Below are 19,774 nucleotides of genomic sequence, written 5' to 3'. Positions count from 1 at the left end.
AGCCAGGGGCCCTGGATGACGTCGGCGAAGCCCGGATAGTTTTCCACGTCGGTGGTGATGGTGAGCTGGCCGCCGGGCTGGATGCCCTGGAGCAGCACGGGTTCAAGCATCGCGCGCGCGGCGTAGATCGCAGCGGTGTAACCGGCCGGGCCGGAACCGATGATGACGACCTTGGCGTGGATGGGGGCAGGCATGGGGCAGATCCCTCTCTTAAGGGAATTTGGTCAGCGCTTAGGCGGAATGCGCCCGGAAAGGCATCCCAACGGCGCCGAAAGTGTCAGATCCAAGTCTAGGGCATCTGGCGAGCTATGCAAGAATTGCAATCCATATCCGCGAATTTTCCCCATAGCTGCGATAAATGGCGCAGCGCACGCGCAATAAAATTGCGCAAGGCGCGTCAGCTGCGCTAAGACTATTGCCGATATTACCCGCAAACTCTGTCAGCCCAGGACCTGGACCCGCGTGTCGAAGAATCTTGACGAGATCGACCTCAAAATCCTCAGCGAAATCCAGGCCGACGGCCGAATCACCAACGTGGAACTGGCCAAGCGAGTCGGGATTTCGCCGCCGCCCTGCCTGCGCCGGGTGCGGGCGCTGGAGGAAGAAGGTTACATCCAGGGCTATCGCGGTCTTCTGGATCCGCGCCGGCTCGGCTTCGACGTCACGGTGTTCGCTTCGGTGCATCTGTCGAGCCAGGCCGATGCCGACCTGCGCGCGTTCGAGGAGTTCGTGCGCGCCGAGCCGCTGGTGCGGGAATGCTGGATGCTGTCGGGCGAGGTCGATTTCATCCTGAAATGCGTGGCGCCCGACATGGCGACGTTTCAGGAATTCGTCACCCATCTGACGGCGGCACCCCATGTGCGCAATGTCAGGACGTCGCTGGTCCTGCACAATTCCAAATACGAGGCCGCGGTGCCGCTGGATTTGAAAGTACCGGGGTGAGGTGAGGAGTCATTCCGGGGGCGATGCGCAGCGTCGAATGCGGAAGCTCGAGATTCCCAGATGCGCAATTGCGCATCGGAGGTTCGCGTCTTCGACGCGCCCCGGAATGACGGTTGGTCGATCAGCCGCCGCTCGCCCTAGCTCTTCTTGCGCAGCATCGCATCGACGCTCAGCGGCCCGCCGCCGGCGCAGGCCAGGAAGAGACACGAAAAGCAGAACATGATCGCAAGGTTGCCGCCGTTCAGCAGCGGAATGAAGTTCTTCGGGAAATGCTCGATGAAATAGGCGAAGGCCATTTCACCGGACAGGATGAAGGCCGCGAGCCGCGAAAACAGGCCGACGAGCAGGAGTCCGCCCAGAACCAGTTCGAACATGCCGGCTACACCGAACAGCGAAAACGCCTGCACTTTTTCGAACGCCGTCCCCGCCGGAAATTTCAAAAGCTTCGCCACGCCGAACTGGAACATCAGCAGCGCGGTCACGATGCGGAAGATGCTGAGAATCATTGGCTCCCCAGCAGCCAGCAGTTTGTCGATCTTGTCCATGGTCGTCCCCCTTATTTCCGCTTCATGGTGGCGTCGAGGCTCCACGGCCCGGCGCCCGCGGTCGACAGATACAGACAGGCGAAACAGTAGATGATCGCCAGCGTGCCGCCGTTGATCAGCGGGAAGAAGCTCCTGGGCGCGTGCACCATGAAATAGGCGACCGCCATTTCACCAGAGAGAATGAAAGCCGCGGGCTGCGTCCAAAGGCCGATGATCAGCAACGCGCCGCCGATCAGCTCGATGAAGCCGGCGGCACCAAGCAGCGACAACGGTTGCAGATTGGCGAAGGAGGGAACTACCGGAAATCCGATGAGCTTGGCCGTGCCGTGTTCGATGATCATCAATCCCGTGATGACGCGCAGCACGCTCAGGGCGCGCGGCGTCCATGCCGCGAGGGCTTCTGTCATTGTCGTATCCCCAAAAAATTTTCGACGCATTCGGTCGTATAGCGGAGCGACGCCGAGCGGAAGCATGTCGTCAAAATAAAATCGGCGGCGTATCGCAAAGCAGCAATGGAATAAAGGCGCTCGAAAAGTGTTTGCCCGGCTCTGCATGATCATGCCGAAAACGTGCGGGCCGGGAGATTGTCCCGGCCCCGCGGTTTCAACACGCAGTCGCTAAATTCGGGCTGCCGTCTCAGCGCCACTCGACCTTGGTGATCTCGTAGGCCTTGGGACCGCCGGGCGCCATGACTTCGACCGACGTCCCCTTCTTCTTGCCGATCAGCGCACGCGCAAGCGGCGAGGTGATGGAAATGCGGCCCTTCTTGGCGTCAGCTTCAGGCTCGCCGACGATCTGCCACACCGCCTTCTTGTCGGTGTCCTCGTCGATCAACGTCACGGTCGCGCCGAACATGATTGTGTCGCCGGAGAGCTTGGAGATGTCGATGATGTCGGCGCGCGCCAGCTTGTCTTCGAGCTCGGCGATCCGGCCTTCATTGTGCGACTGCTCTTCCTTCGCGGCGTGATACTCCGCGTTTTCCGAAAGGTCGCCATGCGAGCGCGCCTCGGCGATATGCTCGATGATGCGCGGACGGTCCACTGACTGGCGCTGCTTCAATTCGACCTCAAGGGCGGCATAGCCGCCGGCGGTCATCGGAACCTTTTCCATCATTTCTCTTGTCCTTCGATCGCGCGAGCCGCCTGAGGGCACGCGCGAGACGTTTTTCAGATTGCAATTTCGGGGCGACCGGCGCCGAAACAGAACACCCGCATGGCCGGTGAGTTCCAGCCAGGCCTGCTTTATTGCCAATCGGTTAACGGGCGCGCAGGCCCGTTAAGGATCAGGATTCGGAAGAAAAATAACTCTGGAGCGTGCGGACCTCAAGGTCCCCGCCCAGATAGGCGCGGATGCCCTGCGCGGCCGCCACGGCACCCGAAAGAGTGGTGTAATATGGTACTTTATGCAAGAGGGCAGCTCGCCGCAACGAGCGGCTGTCGGCCAGCGCCTGCGGCCCTTCGGTGGTATTGAAAACCAGCTGGATGTCGCCGTTCATGATGGCGTCGACGATATGCGGCCGTCCCTCCAGCACCTTGTTCACTTTTTCGGTCGGCACCCCGAAATCGGCCAGGAAGCGCTGCGTCCCGGAGGTGGCCATCACCTTGAAGCCGACCGCGGACAACAGCCGCACCGCTTCCGCGATCCGGGTCTTGTCGATGTCGCGGACCGATACGAACACGGTGCCCTTGCGCGGCACGCGGGTGCCGCCGCCGAGCTGGCTCTTGGCAAAGGCGATTTCGAACGAGCGGTCGATGCCCATCACCTCGCCGGTCGAGCGCATCTCCGGGCCGAGCACGGTATCGACGCCGGGGAAGCGGGCGAACGGGAATACCGATTCCTTGACGCCGACATGGCCGAGCTTGCGCTTCTTCAGATTGAAGTCCGCGAGCTTCTCGCCGGCCATCAGCCGGGCCGCGATCTTCGCCACCGGCATGCCGATCACTTTCGCGACGAACGGCACCGTGCGCGAGGCGCGCGGATTGACCTCGAGCACGTAGATGTCGCCGTCCTTGATTGCGTATTGCACGTTCATCAGTCCGACGACGTCGAGCCCGAGCGCCAGCTCCCGGGTCTGCCGCTCCAGCTCGGAAATCATCGCCGCGTCGAGCGAATGCGGCGGCAGCGAGCAGGCGCTGTCGCCGGAGTGAATGCCGGCTTCCTCGATATGCTCCATGATGCCGACGATGAAGGTATCCTTGCCGTCGGAAAGGCAGTCGACGTCGATCTCAGTGGCGTCGGACAGATAGCGGTCGAACAGAAGCGGATTGGTGCCGAGCACGGTATTGATCTGTCCGGTCTTGTCGTTCGGATAACGCGCCTTGACGTCGCCGGGCACCAGTTCCGGCAAGGTGCCGAGCAGGTAATCGCCGAGCTGGCTTTCCTCGCGGATGATCTGCATCGCGCGGCCGCCGAGCACGTAGGACGGACGCACCACCAGCGGCAATCCGAGATCGGCGGCCACCAGCCGCGCCTGCTCGACCGAATAGGCAATGCCGTTCTTCGGCTGCTTCAGACGCAATTTGTCGAGCACGCGCTTGAAGCGGTCGCGGTCTTCGGCGAGATCGATGGCGTCGGGCGAGGTGCCGAGGATCGGCACATTGGCCGCTTCCAGCGCGCGCGCGAGTTTTAGCGGCGTCTGGCCGCCGAACTGCACGATCACGCCGTGCAGGGTGCCGTTCTGCCGTTCGGTGGTGATGATTTCGAGGACGTCTTCCGCGGTGAGCGGCTCGAAATACAGCCGGTCGGCGGTGTCGTAGTCGGTCGACACCGTTTCCGGGTTGCAGTTGATCATGATGGTTTCGTAGCCGGCGTCGTGCAGCGCGAAGCAGGCGTGGCAGCAGCAATAGTCGAACTCGATGCCCTGGCCGATGCGGTTGGGGCCGCCGCCGAGAATGATGACCTTCTTCTTGTCAGACGGCGCGCTCTCGTCGGCGAGCGAGCCTGCGAACGGCGATTCATAGGTCGAATACATGTAGGCGGTGGGGGAAGCGAACTCCGCTGCGCAGGTGTCGATGCGCTTGAACACCGGGCGAACCCCGAGCGCGTGGCGCTTGGCCGTGATTTCGGCCTCGGTTGTCTCCGCCAGCACCGCCAGCCGCGCGTCGGAAAAGCCCATTGCCTTCAGGGTCCGCATGCCGAACGCATTTCCCGGCAGGCCGTTTTCCTTGATCTTGCGCTCCATATCGACGATGCCGCGCATCTCCGCGAGGAACCATGGATCGATCTTGCACGAGGTGAAGATTTCTTCGTTGCTCCAGCCGAGTCGCATCGCCTGCGCCACCTGCAGCAGACGGTTCGGCGTCGGCGTGCCCAGGGCCGCGCGGATCGCGTTCTTGTCGTCGCTGCGGCCGAGCCCTTCGATCTCGATCTCGTCGAGCCCGGTGAGGCCGGTTTCCAGTCCGCGCAGCGCCTTCTGCAGGCTTTCCTGAAACGTGCGGCCGATCGCCATCACCTCGCCGACCGATTTCATCGAAGTGGTCAGCGTGGTCGAGGCGCCGGGGAATTTTTCAAATGCAAAGCGCGGAATTTTTGTGACGACATAATCGATGGTCGGCTCGAACGAGGCCGGCGTCGCCCCGCCGGTAATGTCGTTGGCGATCTCGTCCAGCGTGTAGCCGACTGCGAGCTTGGCGGCGACTTTTGCGATCGGAAAGCCGGTGGCCTTCGAGGCCAGTGCCGAGGAGCGCGACACCCGCGGGTTCATCTCGATCACGACCATGCGGCCGTCGGCCGGGTTGACGCCGAACTGCACGTTGGAGCCGCCGGTCTCCACGCCGATCTCGCGCAGCACCGCCAGCGAGGCGTCGCGCATGATCTGGTATTCCTTGTCGGTCAGGGTCAGCGCCGGCGCCACCGTGATGGAATCGCCGGTGTGCACGCCCATCGGATCGAGGTTCTCGATCGAGCAGATGATGATGCAATTATCTTTCTTGTCGCGCACCACCTCCATCTCGAACTCTTTCCACCCCAACACCGATTCCTCGATCAGGACTTCGTCGGTGGGGGAGGCGTCGATGCCGCGCTCGACGATCTCGATGAACTCGGCCTTGGTATAGGCGATGCCGCCGCCGGTGCCGCCCATGGTGAAGGAGGGCCGGATGATGGCGGGCAACCCGATGTCGTCGAGCGCGCGCAGCGCGTCGGGCAGGTTCTTGATCTGCAGCGAGCGCGGGGTTTCCAGCCCGATTCTGGTCATGGCCTCGCGGAAGCGGCCGCGGTCCTCGGCCTTGTCGATGGCGTCGGCGGTGGCGCCGATCATCTCGACGTCGAATTTTGTCAATGTGCCCTGTTTGCGCAAGGATAGCGCGCAATTCAGCGCGGTCTGGCCGCCCATGGTCGGCAGTAGCGCAAAGCCGCCGGGGACGACATTGCGCTCCTTCTCGATGATCTTGGCGACGATCTCCGGCGTGATCGGTTCGATATAGGTGGCGTCCGCCAGTTCCGGATCGGTCATGATGGTGGCCGGATTGGAATTGACGAGAACGATGCGGTAGCCCTCTTCCTTCAGGGTTTTCACCGCCTGGGTGCCGGAATAGTCGAATTCGCAGGCCTGGCCGATCACGATGGGGCCGGCGCCGATGATCAGGATGGTGGAGATGTCGGTTCTTTTAGGCATCAAGTCTCGCGGACAGGGAAACGGGGAATTGGGCACAAAAAAAGGGCGCGCCTACCGCGCGTCCCTCAAACCCGGCGCTTGGGATCAACCTCGCGCGCGGGTGGTCTTTAGACCAGATTTCGCAGCCGCGAAAGGGTATTAAAGCCCCAATCAACCGGCATTTTGGCCCGCCTTCGCTCTGACGAGCTCCCGCCTTCGCTCTTCGAGCTACGGTGTGGCAAGCCCTCTAAGGCGCCCGGCTGGCCTGCCGAGCCGAAGCCGCGAGAGCAGCGAAGGCTGGAGGCCCGGCCTGGATTTGAACCAGGATAAAGAGCGATGCACTGCTCTCGCGTCGACGCATTCCGCCACCGGGCCGCAGCAATCATTGCCGATCACGCCGCAGTGAGCCACGCTTGTCGGTTATTAACCCTAACCCGCCGGAGGTAGGCTCAGCGCATGCCGGGCCACGAAGGTCATCCGCCACGGATTGTGCCCGATGTTGGAATGGGCGCGGGAGGCGGTGAATCCCGCTGCCGCCAGTTTTGCCACTAACTCGGCCTCGCTGTAGCGCTGCAGCCCGACCTTGGTGCGCAATTGCCGGTAATCCGACAGCGCGGTGGCGACCAGCCCGATCAGGGCGTCCCTGAGGAAGCCGTGCCTGGCCGCGAACTGCAGCAGCGCGATCACGTCCCTGCCCATACCCACTTCCGGGCGCAGGATGTCGCCCACCACCAGCCGGCCGCCGGGCTTCAACAGCCGCTTGATCACCGTAAACGCCGCATCGAGCTCAGCCGGGGTCATGTACTGGGCAACCGAATTCATCACCACCAGGTCGACGGACTTCTCCGCCATCTTCCGCAAGTCATCGAGCGAACGCACCCGGATCTTGGTATTGGGCGCAAAGCGGGCGATCAGCCGGCCGCGCACGCCGGGCGCAGGCTCGGCCAGGATGAGCTGGCCGCAGGCCTCCGCGACCTTGGTCGCGGAAAGCGCCTCGCCGCAGGCATAATCCAGTACCACCGCATCGGGCGCGGCGATGTAGCCGATAATGTCCTTGGCGATCAGCTGGAAATGCAGGTCGCGATGCAGCCTGCTCGCATAAATTGTATGCGTGGAATCGTAATAATCGATCCAGTCGTCCATATCGCGAGGGGTCCGGTAAAACGGGTTCCGGCAGGGGAACCGCCGGGAAGCTGATGCGTTAGAGGGTCCGGCGGCCGGTGTCCATGCCGTCAATTCGTCCGGTTTCCTAACAGGAAGGTGCATCGTGAGCAAAGCCAAGTCCGACAAAGTTTCCCCTGACCTCGATACGCCCACCGATCTGCCGCAAGCCGCGGTGGACAAGATATCGGCGGCGCTCAACACGCTCCTGGCCGACGCCTTCGCACTCTATTTGAAGACCAAGAATTTCCACTGGCATGTCTCAGGTCGGCATTTCCGCGATTATCATCTAATGCTCGACGAGCAATCTGACGCAATCTTCGCCACCACCGACCAATTGGCCGAGCGGGTGCGCAAGCTCGGTGGCATCACGTTGCGTTCGATCGGGCAGATCTCGAAATTGCAGTCCATCAAGGACAACAACGAGAACTACGTGCCGCCGCGCGAGATGCTGCGCGAATTGATGGAAGACAACAAGCACGTGGCGGCCGCGATGCGCAAAGCCCACAAGCTCGCCGATGACAACGAGGATTCCGGCACCGCCGGATTGCTGGAAACCTTCATCGACGAAACCGAGCGCCGCACCTGGTTCCTGTTCGAAGCGAGCCGCCAGGAAGGCAGCAACGCAACTTAGGCGCTCCGTCATTGCCTGCGACGGACGAACGCGAAGCATTCGGGTGCGCATTTGCGCGACCCGATAGCTCGCAATGAAGGGCCGCTTGCTGATCCCCGAACCGATGGTCGGCCGCGGCTATTTCGCCGGATTACGTTGCAGCCAGCCCAGCAGCTTGCCGAACTCCGCTGACATCGTCGTGTCGGACTGCGAAAGCTCGGTTTCGCGGCCTTCGTCCTGGATGGTAATCCGGTAGCTCATTTCATCTCGCGCCTTTCCGGAGATGGCGGCACGGGGAGGCGCGGAACTGGCCGCGGCCACAAGGCTCTTGAGCTCCGCGGCCCTGGAGTCGTCCAGTGCTGCGGAGTCGATGACCTGCGGCGCGCGCTGCAGATTGATGCCCGCCGCTTGACCGCCATGCTGGGCGAGAATGACTTTCATGCCACCCTATCTAGGAGGCGGTCGGGACCGAAGCAATCCCGGCTCCGGCCCTGCCGGTCCGACCGCTGGAGCCCCGTTTCGTCAGAAACGAAACGCGGCTCTAGATTCTTGATTTGACGCGTTTTCTTGACGCGAACCGGTCTCCACTTCGCTTGAAGACGCCCTAATGCGGCTTGCTTCTCAGGCTTGCAACTTCCTTCGTGAGCGCCGCGAGCTGGCCCGACATCTGCTCGATCTTGCGCGCGACTTCCGCCCCATCCTCGTCCCGACCATTACCCATTGCCGCCACCGGCTGCCGCCGCATGCGCGCCGTCGTTCCCGACAAAGCGCGGACGCCGCTGATGCGGATGCCGACTTCCTTCCAGGCCGACAACACCGCCTGCTGCTCCGCGCTCTGCGATCCGTAGAGCTGGCCCGCCTTGAGGTAGGTGGTGTCGGCGAATTCCTGGAAGTTCGTCGTCGGTGTCGATGCCTGGAGCGACGTGTACCAGATGTGTCCCGGCGCTTCCCAGGCAAATCCGCCGATGCCGATGGCGGTGAGGTAGAAGGCCCGGTTCGGAATCCCCGAATTGATGTGAACGCCGCCATTGTCGCCGTCATCGGTGTCGGGCAGGTTCACGTATTTGCTCATGTTGTCGGGTTGGGGGTCCCGTCCCAGGGTAGGATTGTTGTAGGCCTTGCCCGGTTCCCTCATCGATCGCAACGCATCGCCGCCGATATCCGGGGTGAAGACTTCAGCGCCGATCAGCCAGTCCGCCTGGTCCGCCGTTTGCTTGCCGGCCCATTGCTTGACCAGCGAACCGAAAACGTCGGAAATCGATTCGTTCAACGCCCCCGACTGGTTGTGATATTCCAGTCCGGCGGTGAGTTCGGTGACCCCGTGGGTCAGCTCGTGCGCGATGACGTCGAGCGATTTCGTAAAGTCGGTGAAGAGCACGCCATCTCCATCGCCGAAAATCATCTCGCTGCCATCCCAGAACGCGTTGTTATAGGCGGCGCCGTAGTGAACGTAGCCGTTCAGGGCCATGCCGTGGCCGTCCAGCGAGTCCCGATCGAAGATCTCCTTGTAGAACTCGCGCGTATTTCCCAATCCCGAAAACGCGCGGTTCACTGAATCATCGCTCGAGGTTGGGCCATCCTCGGAGCGGGCTGCCGTCGCCGACGGGAGATTTGTGCTGTTCGCGCAGTCAAATATTGTTCGCCGGCCTTGCGACGAAGCCGCTGCTGCGAACCCGACGAGACCGCGAACGTTCCGCTCACCGCGAAGGCGCGATGTCGCCAGCAGGGTTCGCAGCGCGGCGTCGCGAACCTTGCCGTCCGGATTGTCGAGCAGTTTCTTCAGGATGTGGGGCGGGGTGATGCAGTTGATACAACGACAACGGTTCGCCATGGCAAAAACCTCCACAATGAATACACGGGCAATGACAAAAAGAAAAAATTGGACGCAAGTAATAGTGCGGAAAATTATCTACCTTGGGTAGATCGCGTCAAGCGCAAATCAATTCGTGCGCGGACCAGAGCGATCAATCCGAAGTTACTTGCCGGCATCGCCCGTCGAAGGGTCAGTCTCTCTTCCATAAACGGATCAACGGTCCTCGTTCCCCCATTACCGGATCGCTCTTCGGCAGTTTCACTTCCGGGATCGTCTGCAGCGCCTTGCGATGGTTTTCCGGCGTCGGCCGCGTGACGTGCATCTTCGCGCCGGGCGGATAGGCGCCGACCACGGAAAAATCAGGGCTCGACGACAGGCATTGATGGCCGGTGCCGGCGGGCAATATGGCGACGTCGCCGGCGGAAATTTCAAATTCCTTGCCGCGGTCGCCGCCGAAGCGCACCCTTGCATGGCCGCGTGCGATGCCGAGCGCTTCATGCACCGTGGCGTGGTAGTGCAGATAATCGTAGACGCCGTTGCGCCACATATCGCCCCACCCATGGGCGCCGAACAGGCCTTCGATGGTTTTTTCCGGGTGCGCGTTGGCGACATCGATCGCGCCCTTGTAGATCAGAAACGGCATCGGGTTGTTGGGGACAAGGCCGTCGTCTTCGAAGACCAAGGTGAGGGGTTCGAGGTCCGCGCTGACGACCGACATGGCAATGCTCCCGCGCTCAGGGTTAGGCGCTGAAACAACCGATGTCAGCGGCTCACGTTCCCGGCGTTCCCCTGGGGATTTCAAATACCAGGCAGGTTGTGGTGGCGTGCGCCAGCAGGCGGCCTTTGCGGTCCGTGATGCGCGCTTCGGCGGTGGCGGCGCGGCGGCCGACATTGAGAATGCGGCCCTCCGAGCGCACCGGGCCGGTATCCTTGGTCATGCCCCTGACAAAACTGATCTTGAATTCCAGCGTGGTGTAGCCGGTGCCCGGCGGCAGCATGGAGTGCACGGCGAGCCCCATCGCGGAATCCAGCAAGGTCGCGGCATAGCCGCCGTGCACCGAGCCGATCGGATTGTAATGCCGGAAGCCGGGGATGCTGTGGAACACCACGACGCCCGGCTCGGCCGTGGAATCGAAAGGCTCGATGGTCTGCATGATCGGCGGCGAGGGCAGCGTCCCATCGAAAATGGCGCGGACGAAATCGACCCCCGCCATGTCGGCCATCACTTCGGTCGGCGTCACGCCGTATTCGATTTTGGGGGCGGTCTGGTCGTCCATGAAAAGTCCCGGGCGGCTATGATGATGGTTATCATACCAAGCGTCCGGTGACGAGACCAGCGGTTTTGACCACGCCATCCCTTGTCATGCCCGGATCCGGGCATCCATCACTCTTCGCACGAGAGATGGATTGCCGGATCAAGCCCGGCAACGACGACGAATTATGTGTGGAAATGCTTACGCGCTCTTCTTTGCCCGCATCAGATCGGCGAAACGCTTGAACAGGTAATGCGAGTCGCGCGGGCCGGGCGAGGCCTCGGGGTGGTACTGCACCGAGAATACCGGCCGGCCCTCGAGCTGGATGCCGCAATTGGAGCCGTCGAACAGCGAAATGTGGGTCTGCGTGGCGCCCTTCGGCAGCGTCGCCTGATCCACCGCAAAACCATGGTTCATCGAGGTGATCTCGACCTTGCCGGTGGTCTCGTCCTTGACCGGATGATTGGCGCCGTGATGGCCCTGATGCATCTTTTTCGTTTTGGCGCCGACGGCGAGCCCAAGCATCTGGTGGCCGAGGCAAATGCCGAAGGTGGGTGTGCCGGAATCGATTAGCCTCCTGATCACTGGCACCGCATATTCGCCGGTTGCGGCGGGATCGCCGGGGCCGTTCGACAGAAACACGCCGTCCGGCTTCATCGCCAGGATGTCTTCCGCCGAGGTGGTCGCCGGCACCACCGTGACCTTGCAGCCTTCGCCGGCGAGCAGCCGCAGGATGTTGCGCTTGATGCCGTAGTCGATGGCGACGACGTTGAACTCGGGCGCGGTCTGCCGGCCAAAACCCTGGCCCCACGCCCACGGCGTTTCGTCCCATGTAAAACGCTGGCCGGAGGTGACCATCGGCACCAAATCCATGCCTTCGAGGCCGGGCCACTCGCGGGCTTCCTCCTTCAGGCCGTGCAGGTCGAACTGGCCGTCTTTGGCGTGCGCGATCACGGCGTTGGGCATGCCCTTGGAGCGGATCAGCGCGGTCAGCGCTCGGGTGTCGATGCCGGATAGCCCGATGATGCCGCGCGCCTTCAGCCAGGAATCGAGATGGCGCGTGGCGCGGTAGTTCGAGGCGTCGGTGATGGCCGCACGCAGGATCACGCCGCGCGCGCCCGGCGTCGCCGCCATGTTCACCGTCTCGATATCCTCGTCGTTGGTGCCGACGTTCCCGATATGCGGGAAGGTGAAGGTGATGAGCTGTCCGGCATAGGAGGGATCGGTGAGGATCTCCTCATATCCGGTCATCGCGGTGTTGAAGCAGACTTCCCCGACTGCCTGGCCTTCCGCGCCGAGGCCGAAGCCTTCCAGCACGGTGCCGTCGGCAAGCACGAGGAGCGCGGTCGGTTTGTGATCCGGCCAGGCTGAGGCGTTTTCCGGTATGGTCATGAGCGCATTACATAGTCTTCGCAGGCAGTGGCGTCAAAGCCGCAAGTCATGGATTCACATGCGGTTTGCGCATATTTGACAGGCCGCAACGGGCTTCTAAGCTGCCGCGCGCCGCCATCCGCTGATTTTCATGAAGATTTGCCGCTTCCGGAGCCGTGCATGGACAATACGATGCCGATTTTGCTGGTTCCCGGTCTCGGCGGCTCGCCTCGGATCTATGCCCCGGTTGAGCCTGCGCTGTGGCGATACGGCCCGGTGACCATCGCCAACCACGTCCGCGACGACAATATGGGCGCGATCGCGCGGCGGATTCTCGCCGAAGCGCCGCCGCGTTTTGTCCTCGCCGGGCATTCGATGGGCGGCTACATCGCCTTCGAGATCGTCCGCCAGGCCCCGGACCGGGTGGCCAAACTGGCGCTGCTCAACACCCAGGCGCGGCCCGATACGCCGGAGGCGACCACCCGCCGCCGCGGTCAGATCGCGCGGGTGCAAGCGGGCGAATACCACGCCGTGCTCGATGAGCTCTTTCCCGGCTTCGTGCATCCGTCGCGGCGCGACGATGCTTTTCTGCGCAAGCTCGTGCACGACATGGGCGACGATATCGGGGCCGAGGCTTTCGTGCACCAGCAGACCGCGATCATGGGCCGGGCGGACTCGCGGCCGACGCTGGCCTGGATCCGGTGTCCGACCCTGGTGCTGACGGGGGACGAGGACACCACCATCCCGAATGCGCTGTCGAAGGAGATGGCCGACGGCATTCACGGCGCGAAGCTTGTGATCCTCCCCGATTGCGGTCACCTGTCGCAGCCGGAGCAGCCGGAAGCCGTGGCGGCCGCTTTGGTCGAATGGCTGCGGAACTAGAGTTGTCTGAATGCCGCGAACGGCCTAGATCAGGGCCTTGAAGGAACTGCGAGGACAGAACGATGCTGCGCGACGACATCAACAACGCGGTCAAGGACGCGATGCGGGCCAAGGACGAGCGCAAGCTCTCTACGTTGCGCATGGTCAATTCGACCATCAAGAACGCCGACATCGCCGCGCGCGGGGAAGGCAAGCCGCCGCTGTCCGACGCCGATCTGCTCGGCGTATTCCAGAAAATGATAAAACAGCGCCAGGAATCCGTCGAACTCTACGACAAGGGCGGCCGCGCCGAACTCGCCGCAGGGGAGCGCGACGAAATCGCGATCATCTCCGCCTACTTGCCGAAGCAGATGTCGGAGGACGACGTCAAGGCGGCGATCTCGGCCGCGATCGCCGAGACCAATGCGGCCGGCATGAAGGACATGGGCAAGGTGATCGGCGTGTTGAAAGCGAAATACGCCGGGCAAATGGATTTTGCCAAAGCCAGCGGCCTGGTGAAGGCGGCGCTGACGGGATGAACCCAAATTCGACGTCGTCTCGCCGAACGCCGGTACCCATGCGCCGCGGCCCCGACGTTAACGGCAGGTGTCAGTTGCCCTCCTTTGTGGCGCATCAGGGCTGCGGGGACGGGACCCGGCGTTCGCAGGGACGACGCTACAGTTGGCAAGATGTGAAAATCTGAAAGCCGCGCTCGCATGCTTACCGAAGCCTCCAGCTACGACGACCTCTACCGCGATTTTCGTTGGGACATCCCGGCGCGCTTCAACATCGCGACCGCGTGCTGCGACCGCCATGCCGATGGTACCGACCGGCTCGCGATGATCTATGTCGATGAAGACGGCGGCGCGAAACGGCATTCGTTCGACGCTGTCAGCGACGCCTCTCGCCGTTTCGCCAATGTGTTGAAGGCTGATGGTCTTGAGCGTGGCGATCGCGTCGCCGTGTTTCTGTCGCAGTCGCTGGAACTGCCGATTGCGCATATGGCGGCGTTCCGCTCCGGAATGGTGTCGATTCCGCTGTTTGCGCTGTTCGGCGAGGATGCGCTCGAATTCCGGCTGTCGAACTCCGGTGCCAGGGCGATTGTCACCGATGAGGCCGGGTGGGGGAAGCTCGCCAAGATCCGCGACCGGCTTCCGGACCTCGAGAACATCTATGTGATCGGCGACGGCGCGCCGGCCGGGACAAAGCCGTTCTGGCCGCAGATCAAGGCGGCCTCCGCGGAGTTCGCCACCGTTGACACGTCGGCCGACGATGCGGCGCTGATCATTTACACCTCGGGCACCACGGGAAATCCGAAGGGCGCGCTGCACGCCCATCGCGTGGTGCTCGGCCATTTGCCCAATGTCGAGATGTGTCACGACTTCCTGCCCAAGCCCGGCGATCTGATGTGGACGCCGGCCGACTGGGCCTGGATCGGCGGGCTCATCAACGCGCTGTTCGCCGCGTGGTATCACGCCGTGCCGATCGTCGGCCACCGTGCGCGAAAATTCGAGCCGCAGGCGGCGATGCAGATGATGGCCGATTACGGCATCCGCAATGTGTTCCTGCCGCCGACGGCGCTGAAGCTGATGCGGCAGGCCGACGTCAGGCACGCGGGCGTCAGGTTGCGCAGCATCTTTACCGGCGGCGAGTCGCTCGGCGGCGAGTTGCTCGGCTGGGTGCGCGCGACCTTCGGCATCGATGCGCATGAAGTATTCGGCCAGACCGAGTGCAATCTCGTGATCGGCAGCAACGCGAGACTATTTCCGATCCGGCCCGGTTCGATGGGCAAGGCCACGCCCGGTTTCGATGTGCGCATCGTCAACGAGAAGGCCGAGGAATTGCCGCGCGGCCAGCGCGGCATCATCGCCGTGCGCCAGCCCAACCCCTGCACCATGATCGAATACTGGCGTAACCCGGATGCCACCGCGAAAAAATACGTTGGGGATTACCTGCTGACCGGCGATCTCGGCGTCCAGGATGAGGATGGCTATTTCTGGTATGTCAGCCGCGAGGACGACGTCATCACCACCGCCGGCTATCGCGTCGGGCCCTCGGAAATCGAGCACACGCTCCTGAAACATCCGGCGGTGGCGCTGTCGGCGGTGGTCGGCATTCCCGATCCGATCCGCACCGAATCGATCAAGGCCTGGATCGTGCTGCGCCCGGGCTTTGCGCCGAGCGATGCGCTGGCGCGCGAGATCCAGGATTTCGTCAAGGTGCAGCTCGCCGCGCACGAATATCCGCGCTTCGTGCAGTTCACCGACACCCTGCCGATGACCGGGACCGGCAAGGTGCTGCGGCGGGAGCTGCGGACGCTGGGGTAGCTCTTCTCATCTCTCCCCCTCGTGGGGTCGAGACGCCACAGAAGGAGCTGTGCGAGCTGATCGGCGCCGTTACTTCATCGCACCAGCACGTTCCTGAACTGCCAGGGGTCCGACGTGTCGATGTCTTCCGGAAACAGTCCGGGGCGGTCGCTCAGCGGCGTCCAGTCGGTATAGAAGCCTTTCACCGGGCCGAGATACGGCGTCTGGATCTCGAGGCAGCGGCGGAAGTCCATCTCGTCGGCCTCGACGATCCCGGCGGTCGGATTTTCCAGCGCCCACACCATGCCGGCCAGCACGGCGGACGACACCTGCATGCCGGTGGCGTTCTGGTACGGACAAATCCGCCGCGTTTCCTCGATCGAGAGCTGCGAGCCGTACCAATAGGCGTTCTTGCCGTGGCCGTAGAGCAGCACGCCGAGTTCGTCGATGCCGTCCTCGATCTCGTTCTCGTCCAGGATGTGCCATTTCGACTGCATCTTGCCGGTGGCGCCGAACATCTCGTGCAGCGACAGCACCGCGTCGTTGGCCGGGTGATAGGCGTAGTGGCAGGTCGGGCGGTAGATCACATTGCCGCCGTCGCGCACCGTGAAATAATCGGCGATCGAGATCGACTCGTTGTGGGTGACGAGAAAGCCGTATTGCGCGCCCGGCGTCGGGCACCAGGAGCGCACCCGGGTATTTGCGCCGGGCTGCAGCAGATAGATCGCCGCCCCGCAGCCGTCATGATGGGTGCGGCCATTGTCCGGCATCCACTTTTCGTGGGTACCCCAGCCGAGCTCGGCCGGCTGCATGCCCTCGGACACAAAACCTTCCACCGACCAGGTGTTGACGAATACGTTCATCGGCTTCGGCTTCTTGGAGCGCTGGGTGTCGCGTTCGGCGATGTGGATGCCCTTGACGCCGAGCTTGTGGGCGAGTTGGCCCCAACCCTCGCGGCTCTTCGGCTCGTTGAACGGAGTGTTGGTGTCGCGGGCGATGTCGAGCAACGCCTGCTTGACGAACCACGACACCATGCCGGGATTGGCGCCGCAGGTGGAGACGGCGGTGGTGCCGCCCGGGCTCTTGTGCTTGGCCGCCAGCAGGGTCTCGCGCAGCGCGTAGTTGGAGCGCTTTTCGGTACCGATATTCTTGTCGAAATAAAAGCCGAGCCACGGCTCAACCACGGTGTCGATGTAGAGCGCGCCGATCTCGCGGCACATGGTCATGATATCGACCGAGGAGGTGTCGACCGACAGGTTGACGCAAAAACCCTGGCCGCCGCCAGCGGTGAGCAGCGGCACCAGCACCTCGCGGTAATTGTCCCTGGTGATCGCCTGCTTGATGAAGCGCACGCCATGCTGCTTTGCCAGTTCTCCGTCCTCATGCGGATCGATGATCACGAAGCGCGATTTGTCGTAGGCGAAATGCCGCTCGATCAGCGGCAGGGTGCCTTTGCCGATCGAGCCGAAGCCGATCATGACAATGGGGCCGGAAATTTTCGCGTGGATTGGCGCGGGCGGGCTCATAAATGGGTCTCCAAAAATGGGATGGCGCGAATGGGGATCAGGCGGTGCGCCGCTTTGCGGTGACTTCGATCTCGACCTTCATCTCGGGCTTGTAGAGGCCCACGACGACCAGCAGCGTCGCCGCCGGTCGGATGTCGCCGAGAACCTCGCCGCAGACCGCGAAATGGGCGTCCGCGTCCTCAGGGCGCGTGATGTAATAGGTCGCGCGGACGATGTCGGCCATCGTGAAACCGCCTTCTTTCAAGGCGGCCTCGATGGTCTTGAAGCAGTTCCGTGACTGGCTCGTGACATCGGGCGGCATCGACATGGTCGCGTAGTCGTAGCCGGTGGTGCCGGCGACGAAAGCGAAATCGCCGTCGATCACCGCGCGGCTGTATCCGGCGGTCTTCTCGAAGGGGGAGCCGGTGGAAATCAGACGGCGTGGCATCAGGACCTCGATCTGGGAATTTCGAGCGGTTTACGGGCTTTTTGCCGGTGCGCGCAACCCCTCGCTATATCACTGGGGACGCTGTGTCACGTTGGGAGGCGGCGGCGCGGTCGAGCTCCATCGGCGCGCGAAGATGTCCCGGACGATCATGACTGCCAGCATGATCACGAGGATGGTCGTAATGGTCCGGGCGCGTGGGTTCGGGGCGTCGCGCGTGGTGGGCTGGTTGGCTGCCATGACATCAAGCGGCATGCGGGAGCGGCCGCGGCGCCCTGGCGCGACGAACCCTGATTTCCGGAACCGATGCGCCGGTCGGCGCGATCGTACCGCAGGCGCCGGCGAGCGCGCCTTCGCGCAACTCCAGCCCAAGCAGGCGATCGCGCTCGAACGGGCCGGGCAGCGACAGCTCGCCGATCTTGAGCGCGGAAAAGCCGAAGCGGGCATAATAGGGCGCGTCGCCGAGCAGGATCACCGCGCCGTGGCCGGCCGCCTTGGCAGTCGCCAGCGCGTGACGCATCAGCGCCGCTCCAACGCCGAGTTCGCGGCAGGAAGGGTCGACCGCCAGCGGGCCCAGCACCAGCGCCGGCACGCCGCCGGCGCTGACGTGCCACAACCGCAGCGTCCCCACCAGCCGGTTCTTCAGTCCATCCTGACGCACAACCGAGAAGGCGAGGCCTTCGGCGGGCGCGCGTCCGTCGCGCAGGCGCTGGCAGGTGCGCAGATGGCGGTTGGCGCCAAAGCAGGCATCGAGCAGCGTTTCACGGGCAGCGACGTCCGAGGCACGCTCCGCCCGGATCGCGAACGGAGCGGCGTCGGGGGTGAGGGCAGGTGGGGTCTTTCGCAAAGCAGTCATGGCACGTCAGTCCCCGCTTCCCGGCGGCGGCAAGCCGCGCGGTAGCGTTGTCGGTAACTCGCATGGTGGGGAAGGGAGCCGGCGGACCGGCTCCCGGGTTATCCTGGCCTGAAGGAGGCTACTTCAGATGTGGTAGGTCCGCAGCGGCGGAAAGCCGTTGAAGGCCACCGACGAGTAGGTCGACGTATAGGCGCCGGTGCCCTCGATCAGCAGCTTGTCGCCGATCTCGAGCGTCACCGGCAGCGGGTACGGCAACTTCTCGTACAGCACGTCGGCGGAATCGCAGGTCGGACCTGCGAGCACGCACGGCGTCATCTCCGCGCCGTCATGCGGGGTGCGGATCGCGTAGCGGATCGACTCGTCCATGGTCTCGGCGAGACCGCCGAACTTGCCGATGTCGAGATAGACCCAGCGTACCTCGTCCTCGTCGCTCTTCTTGGAGATCAGAACGACTTCGGTCTCGATGATGCCGGCATTGCCGACCATGCCGCGGCCCGGCTCGATGATGGTCTCCGGGATCTGGTTGCCGAAATGCTTGCGCAGCGCGCGGAAGATCGACCGGCCGTACTGCACGACCGGCGGCACGTCCTTGAGGTACTTGGTCGGGAATCCGCCGCCCATGTTGACCATGGACAGGTTGATGCCGCGCTCGGCGCAGTCGCGGAACACCGTCGAGGCCATCGCCAGCGCGCGGTCCCACGCCTTCACCTTGCGCTGCTGCGAACCGACATGGAAGGAGATGCCGTACGGCTCCAGCCCGAGGCGCTTGGCGAGGTCGAGCACGTCGACCGCCATCTCCGGATCGCAGCCGAACTTGCGCGACAGCGGCCATTCCGCGCCGGCGCAATCGTAGAGGATGCGGCAGAAAACCTTGGCGCCGGGGGCGGCGCGGGCGATCTTCTCGACTTCGGCGCTGCAATCGACCGAGAACAGGCGAATGCCGAGCGCGAAGGCGCGCGCGATGTCGCGTTCCTTCTTGATCGTGTTGCCATAGGAAACCCGCTCCGGCGACGCACCGGCGGCCAGCGCCATCTCGATCTCGGCGACCGAGGCGCAGTCGAAGCACGAGCCCATCGAGGCCAGGAGCGACAGCACTTCCGGTGCCGGGTTGGCTTTCACCGCGTAGAACACGCGGCTGTCCGGCAGCGCCTTGGAGAAGGTCTGGTAGTTGTCGCGCACGACTTCGAGGTCGACGACGAGACACGGCTCGACGTCCTGGCCCTCGTTACGGCGGTTGCGCAGGAATTCCTGAATACGTTCAGTCATAGTAGCACCCTCCCAAACGGCCCAGCGACGGGACACGTTCAAAAATGATCTCGGATCAAAGCGCTCCGGCCACTTCGCGCGATGGAGGCGCGACGGGGCCAAAAAGCTCAGACCGAATTGTGCTGCCGTGGATTGGTTGGGAAGGATCCCGCCCGCACACCTGGCAATGAAGGACAAGCCTCTTCGGTATTCGCGCCGGCTGGTGGAAAGCCGGCAGAGACCAAAAAAGCCCGATCCGTCGTT

At 63.3% G+C, this 19,774-nt stretch carries 20 protein-coding genes and 1 tRNA gene; 5 read left to right on the top strand and 16 right to left on the bottom strand.

Going from position 1 to position 19,774, the window contains the following annotated elements:
- Positions 1 to 194 (bottom strand): FAD-dependent oxidoreductase (locus tag QZ213_RS08800; protein WP_291685674.1); only part of this gene is annotated, 194 nt, incomplete at its 3' end.
- A 268-nt stretch (positions 195 to 462) separates the two neighbouring features.
- Between QZ213_RS08800 and QZ213_RS08795 the strand changes: the two genes are divergently transcribed.
- The gene (locus tag QZ213_RS08795) at positions 463 to 942 is read left to right on the top strand and encodes an Lrp/AsnC family transcriptional regulator (protein ID WP_291685673.1); all 480 of its coding nucleotides are present in this window, start codon (positions 463 to 465) and stop codon (positions 940 to 942) included.
- 137 nt (positions 943 to 1,079) lie between these two features.
- On the opposite strand, the gene QZ213_RS08790 is transcribed toward QZ213_RS08795, so the two are convergent.
- The 6 genes from QZ213_RS08790 to QZ213_RS08765 all read right to left on the bottom strand — a co-directional run bounded on the left by QZ213_RS08790 (position 1,080) and on the right by QZ213_RS08765 (position 7,224).
- On the bottom strand, positions 1,080 to 1,478 hold the full coding sequence (locus QZ213_RS08790; protein ID WP_291685675.1) for a DoxX family protein: 399 nt from the start codon (positions 1,476 to 1,478) through the stop codon (positions 1,080 to 1,082).
- Between the two features lie 20 nt (positions 1,479 to 1,498).
- On the bottom strand, positions 1,499 to 1,894 hold the full coding sequence (locus tag QZ213_RS08785) for a DoxX family protein (protein ID WP_291685672.1): 396 nt from the start codon (positions 1,892 to 1,894) through the stop codon (positions 1,499 to 1,501).
- A gap of 229 nt (positions 1,895 to 2,123) precedes the next feature.
- Positions 2,124 to 2,600: a transcription elongation factor GreA gene (greA, locus tag QZ213_RS08780; protein ID WP_291685671.1), complete on the bottom strand. Its 477-nt coding sequence runs from the start codon at positions 2,598 to 2,600 to the stop codon at positions 2,124 to 2,126.
- A gap of 169 nt (positions 2,601 to 2,769) precedes the next feature.
- Positions 2,770 to 6,102, bottom strand: coding sequence for a carbamoyl-phosphate synthase large subunit (carB, locus tag QZ213_RS08775; RefSeq protein ID WP_291685670.1), 3,333 nt, complete (start codon positions 6,100 to 6,102; stop codon positions 2,770 to 2,772).
- 277 nt (positions 6,103 to 6,379) lie between these two features.
- Positions 6,380 to 6,456 (bottom strand) — tRNA-Ala (locus QZ213_RS08770).
- Positions 6,457 to 6,510: 54 nt separating this feature from the next.
- Positions 6,511 to 7,224 carry a class I SAM-dependent methyltransferase gene (locus QZ213_RS08765; protein WP_291685669.1) on the bottom strand — a complete coding sequence of 238 codons (714 nt, stop codon included), beginning with the start codon at positions 7,222 to 7,224 and terminating at the stop codon, positions 6,511 to 6,513.
- Between the two features lie 124 nt (positions 7,225 to 7,348).
- Here QZ213_RS08765 and QZ213_RS08760 point away from each other — a divergent pair, with 124 nt between their 5' ends.
- Positions 7,349 to 7,876: a DNA starvation/stationary phase protection protein gene (locus QZ213_RS08760; protein WP_291685668.1), complete on the top strand. Its 528-nt coding sequence runs from the start codon at positions 7,349 to 7,351 to the stop codon at positions 7,874 to 7,876.
- A gap of 117 nt (positions 7,877 to 7,993) precedes the next feature.
- Here the strand turns inward: QZ213_RS08760 and QZ213_RS08755 are convergent, their stop codons facing one another.
- The 5 genes from QZ213_RS08755 to carA form a co-directional block, all read right to left on the bottom strand.
- Positions 7,994 to 8,296 carry a protealysin inhibitor emfourin gene (locus QZ213_RS08755; protein ID WP_291685667.1) on the bottom strand — a complete coding sequence of 101 codons (303 nt, stop codon included), beginning with the start codon at positions 8,294 to 8,296 and terminating at the stop codon, positions 7,994 to 7,996.
- Between the two features lie 163 nt (positions 8,297 to 8,459).
- Positions 8,460 to 9,407 carry a M4 family metallopeptidase gene (locus QZ213_RS08750; protein ID WP_291685666.1) on the bottom strand — a complete coding sequence of 316 codons (948 nt, stop codon included), beginning with the start codon at positions 9,405 to 9,407 and terminating at the stop codon, positions 8,460 to 8,462.
- A 451-nt stretch (positions 9,408 to 9,858) separates the two neighbouring features.
- Positions 9,859 to 10,386 (bottom strand): cupin domain-containing protein, encoded by a 528-nt coding sequence (locus tag QZ213_RS08745; RefSeq protein WP_291685665.1) that lies wholly within the window; start codon positions 10,384 to 10,386, stop codon positions 9,859 to 9,861.
- Positions 10,387 to 10,438: 52 nt separating this feature from the next.
- A complete protein-coding gene (locus QZ213_RS08740) occupies positions 10,439 to 10,945 on the bottom strand; it encodes a PaaI family thioesterase (RefSeq protein ID WP_291685664.1) in 507 nt (168 codons plus the stop codon).
- Positions 10,946 to 11,122: 177 nt separating this feature from the next.
- Positions 11,123 to 12,313 (bottom strand): glutamine-hydrolyzing carbamoyl-phosphate synthase small subunit, encoded by a 1,191-nt coding sequence (carA, locus tag QZ213_RS08735; protein WP_291685663.1) that lies wholly within the window; start codon positions 12,311 to 12,313, stop codon positions 11,123 to 11,125.
- Positions 12,314 to 12,472: 159 nt separating this feature from the next.
- On the opposite strand from carA, the gene QZ213_RS08730 reads away from it, so the two are divergent.
- The 3 genes from QZ213_RS08730 to QZ213_RS08720 all read left to right on the top strand — a co-directional run bounded on the left by QZ213_RS08730 (position 12,473) and on the right by QZ213_RS08720 (position 15,480).
- Positions 12,473 to 13,174 carry an alpha/beta fold hydrolase gene (locus tag QZ213_RS08730; RefSeq protein ID WP_291685662.1) on the top strand — a complete coding sequence of 234 codons (702 nt, stop codon included), beginning with the start codon at positions 12,473 to 12,475 and terminating at the stop codon, positions 13,172 to 13,174.
- 62 nt (positions 13,175 to 13,236) lie between these two features.
- The gene (locus QZ213_RS08725) at positions 13,237 to 13,692 is read left to right on the top strand and encodes a GatB/YqeY domain-containing protein (protein ID WP_291685661.1); all 456 of its coding nucleotides are present in this window, start codon (positions 13,237 to 13,239) and stop codon (positions 13,690 to 13,692) included.
- A 177-nt stretch (positions 13,693 to 13,869) separates the two neighbouring features.
- On the top strand, positions 13,870 to 15,480 hold the full coding sequence (locus tag QZ213_RS08720) for an acyl-CoA synthetase (RefSeq protein WP_291685660.1): 1,611 nt from the start codon (positions 13,870 to 13,872) through the stop codon (positions 15,478 to 15,480).
- A 74-nt stretch (positions 15,481 to 15,554) separates the two neighbouring features.
- Here the strand turns inward: QZ213_RS08720 and QZ213_RS08715 are convergent, their stop codons facing one another.
- The 4 genes from QZ213_RS08715 to QZ213_RS08700 all read right to left on the bottom strand — a co-directional run bounded on the left by QZ213_RS08715 (position 15,555) and on the right by QZ213_RS08700 (position 19,531).
- Positions 15,555 to 16,985, bottom strand: coding sequence for a homospermidine synthase (locus tag QZ213_RS08715; protein WP_291685659.1), 1,431 nt, complete (start codon positions 16,983 to 16,985; stop codon positions 15,555 to 15,557).
- Between the two features lie 37 nt (positions 16,986 to 17,022).
- On the bottom strand, positions 17,023 to 17,412 hold the full coding sequence (locus QZ213_RS08710) for a RidA family protein (RefSeq protein WP_291685658.1): 390 nt from the start codon (positions 17,410 to 17,412) through the stop codon (positions 17,023 to 17,025).
- Between the two features lie 241 nt (positions 17,413 to 17,653).
- The gene (locus QZ213_RS08705) at positions 17,654 to 18,265 is read right to left on the bottom strand and encodes an N-acetyltransferase (protein ID WP_291685657.1); all 612 of its coding nucleotides are present in this window, start codon (positions 18,263 to 18,265) and stop codon (positions 17,654 to 17,656) included.
- A gap of 123 nt (positions 18,266 to 18,388) precedes the next feature.
- Positions 18,389 to 19,531, bottom strand: a complete 1,143-nt coding sequence (locus tag QZ213_RS08700) for a type III PLP-dependent enzyme (protein WP_291685656.1) — start codon at positions 19,529 to 19,531, stop codon at positions 18,389 to 18,391.
- Positions 19,532 to 19,774: the final 243 nt, after the last annotated feature.

The sequence above is a fragment of the Bradyrhizobium sp. genome, from assembly GCF_017881085.1.
GTDB lineage: Bacteria > Pseudomonadota > Alphaproteobacteria > Rhizobiales > Xanthobacteraceae > Bradyrhizobium.
The sequence above is the reverse complement of the archived record's forward strand: the minus strand, read 5'-3'. Positions and strand labels throughout refer to the sequence as shown.

Excerpts from the sequence above, each read along its gene's own strand:
- QZ213_RS08710 (WP_291685658.1), bottom strand. The coding sequence starts at position 17,412 with ATGCCACGCCGTCTGATTTCCACCGGCTCCCCCTTCGAGAAGACCGCC.
- carA (WP_291685663.1), bottom strand. The coding sequence starts at position 12,313 with ATGACCATACCGGAAAACGCCTCAGCCTGGCCGGATCACAAACCGACC.
- QZ213_RS08785 (WP_291685672.1), bottom strand. The coding sequence starts at position 1,894 with ATGACAGAAGCCCTCGCGGCATGGACGCCGCGCGCCCTGAGCGTGCTG.
- QZ213_RS08705 (WP_291685657.1), bottom strand. The coding sequence starts at position 18,265 with ATGACTGCTTTGCGAAAGACCCCACCTGCCCTCACCCCCGACGCCGCT.
- QZ213_RS08730 (WP_291685662.1), top strand. The coding sequence starts at position 12,473 with ATGGACAATACGATGCCGATTTTGCTGGTTCCCGGTCTCGGCGGCTCG.
- greA (WP_291685671.1), bottom strand. The coding sequence starts at position 2,600 with ATGATGGAAAAGGTTCCGATGACCGCCGGCGGCTATGCCGCCCTTGAG.
- QZ213_RS08765 (WP_291685669.1), bottom strand. The coding sequence starts at position 7,224 with ATGGACGACTGGATCGATTATTACGATTCCACGCATACAATTTATGCG.
- QZ213_RS08725 (WP_291685661.1), top strand. The coding sequence starts at position 13,237 with ATGCTGCGCGACGACATCAACAACGCGGTCAAGGACGCGATGCGGGCC.
- carB (WP_291685670.1), bottom strand. The coding sequence starts at position 6,102 with ATGCCTAAAAGAACCGACATCTCCACCATCCTGATCATCGGCGCCGGC.
- QZ213_RS08740 (WP_291685664.1), bottom strand. The coding sequence starts at position 10,945 with ATGGACGACCAGACCGCCCCCAAAATCGAATACGGCGTGACGCCGACC.
- QZ213_RS08720 (WP_291685660.1), top strand. The coding sequence starts at position 13,870 with ATGCTTACCGAAGCCTCCAGCTACGACGACCTCTACCGCGATTTTCGT.
- QZ213_RS08700 (WP_291685656.1), bottom strand. The coding sequence starts at position 19,531 with ATGACTGAACGTATTCAGGAATTCCTGCGCAACCGCCGTAACGAGGGC.
- QZ213_RS08715 (WP_291685659.1), bottom strand. The coding sequence starts at position 16,985 with ATGAGCCCGCCCGCGCCAATCCACGCGAAAATTTCCGGCCCCATTGTC.
- QZ213_RS08745 (WP_291685665.1), bottom strand. The coding sequence starts at position 10,386 with ATGTCGGTCGTCAGCGCGGACCTCGAACCCCTCACCTTGGTCTTCGAA.
- QZ213_RS08755 (WP_291685667.1), bottom strand. The coding sequence starts at position 8,296 with ATGAAAGTCATTCTCGCCCAGCATGGCGGTCAAGCGGCGGGCATCAAT.